Source organism: uncultured Cardiobacterium sp. (genome assembly GCF_938028185.1).
Lineage (GTDB): Bacteria > Pseudomonadota > Gammaproteobacteria > Cardiobacteriales > Cardiobacteriaceae > Cardiobacterium.
Genome location: NZ_CALJAH010000357.1, coordinates 1 through 4,455 on the forward strand (window position 1 = coordinate 1; position 4,455 = coordinate 4,455).

At 59.7% G+C, this 4,455-nt stretch carries 6 protein-coding genes; all 6 read right to left on the reverse strand.

Features of this window, described 5'->3' with window-relative positions; genetic code table 11:
- The coding region (ptsP, locus tag Q0349_RS10500; RefSeq protein WP_298080880.1) for a phosphoenolpyruvate--protein phosphotransferase at positions 1-1,504 on the reverse strand (1,504 nt) is incomplete at its 3' end.
- Positions 1,505-1,604: 100 nt separating this feature from the next.
- Positions 1,605-1,865, reverse strand: coding sequence for an HPr family phosphocarrier protein (locus Q0349_RS10505; RefSeq protein WP_298080881.1), 261 nt, complete (start codon positions 1,863-1,865; stop codon positions 1,605-1,607).
- A 2-nt stretch (positions 1,866-1,867) separates the two neighbouring features.
- Complete coding sequence (agaF, locus tag Q0349_RS10510; protein WP_298080882.1) at positions 1,868-2,302, reverse strand: PTS galactosamine/N-acetylgalactosamine transporter subunit IIA; 435 nt, start codon at positions 2,300-2,302, stop codon at positions 1,868-1,870.
- A 1-nt stretch (position 2,303) separates the two neighbouring features.
- Positions 2,304-3,215, reverse strand: a complete 912-nt coding sequence (locus Q0349_RS10515) for a PTS system mannose/fructose/sorbose family transporter subunit IID (RefSeq protein WP_298080884.1) — start codon at positions 3,213-3,215, stop codon at positions 2,304-2,306.
- Positions 3,216-3,218: 3 nt separating this feature from the next.
- On the reverse strand, positions 3,219-4,004 hold the full coding sequence (agaW, locus tag Q0349_RS10520) for a PTS N-acetylgalactosamine transporter subunit IIC (RefSeq protein WP_366916315.1): 786 nt from the start codon (positions 4,002-4,004) through the stop codon (positions 3,219-3,221).
- Positions 4,005-4,028: 24 nt separating this feature from the next.
- The coding region (locus Q0349_RS10525) for a PTS sugar transporter subunit IIB (RefSeq protein WP_298080886.1) at positions 4,029-4,455 on the reverse strand (427 nt) is incomplete at its 5' end.

Here is a 4,455-nt window from a genome sequence, read left to right on the forward strand (position 1 = left end):
CGACGTCAATGCCCGCCTTGCGCCCGGCGTCGCAGGTCATTTTCATCAGGCGCAGTACGGCGGGGTGCAGGCCGTCATAGAGGACGCTGATTTTGGTGTTGCCACGGTCAACGGCGAGGGTGTATTGGGTCAGGTCGTTGGTGCCGATGCTGAAGAAGGCGGCTTCTTTGGCGAGCTGTTCAGCAATCAGCGCAGATGCCGGGGTTTCGATCATGATGCCGACTTTGAGGTGCGGGTTGTGGTTGCGCCCTTCGGCTTCGAGTTTGACGGATTGTTCGGCGATTTGTTGTTTGACCCAGCGCAGTTCGTCGAGGCTGATGATCATCGGGATCATCACCCACAGGTCGCCGTAGGCGGCGGCGCGGATGGCGGCGCGGATTTGGCTCAGGAAGACTTCGGGGTTGTCTTTGTAGAGGCGGACGCCGCGCCAGCCAAGGAAGGGGTTTTCTTCTTTGGGGAAGTTGAGGTAGGAGAGCGGTTTGTCGCCACCGATGTCCAAGAGGCGCAGGATGACGGTTTTGCCTTTCATGTGTTCGACGACTTTGCGGTAGATGGCGTATTGCTGGTCTTCGCTCGGTGCCTGTTTGCTTTCCATGAAGAGGAATTCGCTGCGGAAGAGGCCGATGCCTTCGCTGCCGTTTTCGTCGATGAGGTGCAGGTCGTTCGGTGAGCCGATGTTGCTGTAAAGCGCGAAGGTTTTGCCGTCTTCGGTGGTCGCCGGTTTGCCGTGCAGTTTGGCGTATTCGGCTTTTTGTGCGTCTTGCTGGGCTTTTTTCTCGGTGTAGATTTTGCGCGTTTTGTCGTCCGGGTCGAGGATGAGGTTGCCGGTGTCGCCGTCAAGCAGCGCGGTGATGCCGCTTTGGACTTCGTTCATGATGTTGCGCATCCCCATGACGGCCGGCATGCCGAGGTTGCGCGCGAGGATGGCGACGTGGCTGGTGAGGCCGCCGTGTTCGAGGACGAAGCCGCGCACTTTTTCGATGTCCAGTTGTGCGGTCTCGGACGGGGTGAGGTCTTCGGCGAAGATGACGCTGTCCGGCGGTGCGCTGGCAAGGGAGGCGAACGGCAGGCCGTTTAAGGCGAGGAGGAGGTTGTTTTGCAGGTCTTCAAATTCGGCGGCGCGTTCGCGCAGGTATTCGTCTTCGAGCGCGCGCATGTTGGCGGCGACCTGGTCGAGGTATTCTTTGACGGCGGCGGTGGCGGTTTTGTGTTCGTCACGGATGAGCGCCTGGATGTCGTTGTCGAGTTCTTCGTCGGCGAGCAGTTCGCGGTGGCTTTCAAAGATGGCGGCTTCGTGTTCGCCCTGTTTTTCGAGGACGCGGTTGTAGAGGCCTTCGAGGTGGGCATCGACTTTGGCCTGGGCGTTTCTGAAGGCGCGGTATTCGTTTTTGACTTCGGCGTCGCTGATGGTGCGGGTGTCGATGTTCGGGGTTTGCGGGCGGAAGATCCAGGCTTGGCCGATGGCGATGCCGGGGGAGGCGGCGAGTCCTTCGTAGTTTTTCATGAGGTGCTCCTCTAGGGTTGGCGGTGTGTTGCCGCAGCCGCTGCCCGCTGCGGCGGTATGTTTGAGCCTGTTCTTCGGAACAGGCTCAGGGGGAGGCGGGTTATTCCGCGAGGTTGGTGATGTAGTCGGCGAGTTTGGCAAGCGCATCGGCTTCGTCGGCGCCGTCGGTTTTCAGCACGAGCTGGTCGCCTTTGCTGAGCCCTGCCTGGAGCAGTTTCATCAGCGATTTGCCGTTGTATTCGTTGCCGTCTTTGACGATGGTCACGCTGGCTTCAAAGCCTTTGGCGAGCTGGACGAAGTCTTTGGCCGGGCGGGCGTGCAGGCCTGACGGGTTGTTGAGGGTGAGGTTTTTTTCTTGCATGGTTACAGTCCTTCTTCTGTTGCGGGTGGGGGTGGCTGTTTGCGCGTGTATGTGCTCAGGCTGCCGATGCCGTCGCGGGCGGCGGGCAGCAGGTCGGCCACCAGTTTGCGCACGTCGCCGCAGTGGTCTTTTTCAAGGACGGCTTCGACGAGCATATGCAGTGTGGTGCCATAGACGACGTCGAGGTTTTCCCTGCTGCTGGCGAGCAGGGCGGCTTGCCGGAAAGGCGCGCCGCCAATGATGTCGGTAAAGATAACCACGCCGTCATTCTCATATATTTTTAGTATTTTTGCCAGTTTCTCACCCAGGGTTTCCGGGGTGTCGCCTTCGCGGAAATCCACGGCGTGAATGTCTTTGGCGCCGCCCGCGATGAGGTTGAGTGCGCTGTGGATGCCGCTGGCAAACTGGCCGTGGCCGGTGATGATGAGGGCGGTCATGTCAGCCCTTCAGTCCCATGCGTTCGGCGAGGACGGCGGGGTCGATGATGTCAATGTCGAAGTATTTTTTGACCAGCACCGGCAGGCCGATGCAGAAGAGGCCAAAGATGATTGTCCACAGCACGAGTTTCAGGGTGGAGGTGCCTTTTTTGATGCGCCAGAGGATGAACAGTGTCCACAGGAGCGGCAGCAGTTTCGGCATGATCGGGTCGATCAGGTCTTTTTGCAGGCTGTACACGAAGGGTTTTTCTACGCCTTCAACGTGGCGCACGAGTTGCAGGCCGGATTCGAGGCGGACGTAGCTCGCGGTCATGGCGCCGATGACGGTGATGCCGACGATGGAGGCGGCGTGGCTCAGTTTGCGCGTCTGCTCTTTGAGGTTGGCGATGGCGGAGACGCCCATTTTGTAGCCGTAGTTGGCGAGACCAAAACGCAACGCGAAGTGGACGGCGTTGAAGGCGACGAGGAAGAAGATGGGGCCTAACCATGAGCCGGTGAGCGAGAAGGAGGCGCCGACGCCGCCGCAGATGGAGAGCAGGGTCAGCCAGAAGACGGCATCGCCGATACCGCCGCCCGGCCCCATCGTCGAGACTTTGATGGCACGGATGGTGGAGATGTTTTCTTTCGCCTCTTCCATCGAGACGACAAGGCCGGAGATGAAGGTGACGAGGAAGGGGTGGGTGTTGAAGAACTCAAGGTGCATCCGCATTGAGTGGCGCAGGTCGTCCGGGTTTTTGTGGATTTTGCGCAGTGCGGGGAGGATGGTGTAGAGCCAGCCGTTGGCCTGCATCCGTTCGTAGTTGAAGGAGGCTTGCAGGAAGAGCGAGCGCCACGCCATGCGGTGCAGGTCTTTACGGGTGATGACTTTTGGGGTGGCCTGGTCTTGATAGACGTCGTAGTTTTCGGTACTCATGGCTTAAATTCCTTCTTCTTCTTGCGGGGCGGCGGATTTGGCGGGCTGGCTGTCGCGGATGAAGTATTCGATCAGCGCGAAGGCGGTGCCGATGAGGGCGATGGCGAGCAGCGGCTGGTTGAGGTAGGCGGCGAGGACGAAGCCGAGGATGAAGTAGGCGATGTATTCCTTGCGCAGCATGATGTTGAGCAGGATGCCGAAGCCGATGGCGGGCATCAGGCCGCCTGCCATGTTGAGGCCTTCGGAAATCCACTTCGGCACGAATTGCACGTATTCTGCCGCTTTGGCCGCGCCGAAATAGACCACGCCAAAGGCGACGATGGAGTAGAAGCAGAACAATATCGCCATGCCGAGATAGTTCAGGCGGGCGATGCCGCCGAAATTGAGCGTGTCGGCGTAGTGGTCAGCTTTCTTCATCAGCGGCGAGAAGGCGGTGAAGAGGAAGGTGATGCAGACTTGCACGAAGATGGCGAAGGGGATGGCGACCGCTATCGCTTCTTGCGCGCTCTTGCCGGTGGCGATGACGAAGGCGGTGCCGATGATGCCGCCCATGACGACGTTCGGCGGCTGCGCACCCGCCAGCGGCACCAGCCCCATCCACATCAGCTCAAAAGAGGCACCGGCGACGAGACCCGCCTGCGGGTCGCCCATGAGGATGCCGACGACAGGCCCGGCGATAATCGGGCGGTGGATGTGGGTGAGGACGTTAAAGAGGTCGATGCCTGCGATGCCGGCGAAGATGGCGACCATCAGCGCTTGCGCGAGGGTGACTTGATGGATGACTTCCATCGCGGTGGTTTCCATGATTGGCTCCTAAAGGATTAAAGAAAGGATGGGTTTTTTCGCTTCGTCCGGTGTGCCCTGCGCGGTGCAGGCAACGCCGAGGGATTCCAGCTCCTGAAAGCAGCGGATGTCGTCATCAGTTACGCTGATGACCTTGCTCACCTGCTTCTTGCCTTCGGCAAAGTGGAGGTTGCCGACGTTGATTACCTTGATGGGCACGCCGCCCTTGATGAGGGTGAGCGCGTTCTGCGGGGTGCGCACGACGAGGAAGATTTTTTGGCTCGGCGCCGCCTTGTGGATGACGTCGATGGTTTTTTGCAGGGTGAAGAAGCGCGCGCCAACGTTGCCGGTGAGCGCCATTTCCATCAGGTTTTGCTGTACCGGGTCGGCGGCGATTTCATCATCGGCGACGACGACGAGGTTGGCACCAAGCCAGTTGGTCCAGGTCATGCCAACC

Excerpts from the sequence above, each read along its gene's own strand:
- Q0349_RS10505 (WP_298080881.1), bottom strand. The coding sequence starts at position 1,865 with ATGCAAGAAAAAAACCTCACCCTCAACAACCCGTCAGGCCTGCACGCC.
- agaF (WP_298080882.1), bottom strand. The coding sequence starts at position 2,302 with ATGACCGCCCTCATCATCACCGGCCACGGCCAGTTTGCCAGCGGCATC.
- Q0349_RS10515 (WP_298080884.1), bottom strand. The coding sequence starts at position 3,215 with ATGAGTACCGAAAACTACGACGTCTATCAAGACCAGGCCACCCCAAAA.
- agaW (WP_366916315.1), bottom strand. The coding sequence starts at position 4,004 with ATGGAAGTCATCCATCAAGTCACCCTCGCGCAAGCGCTGATGGTCGCC.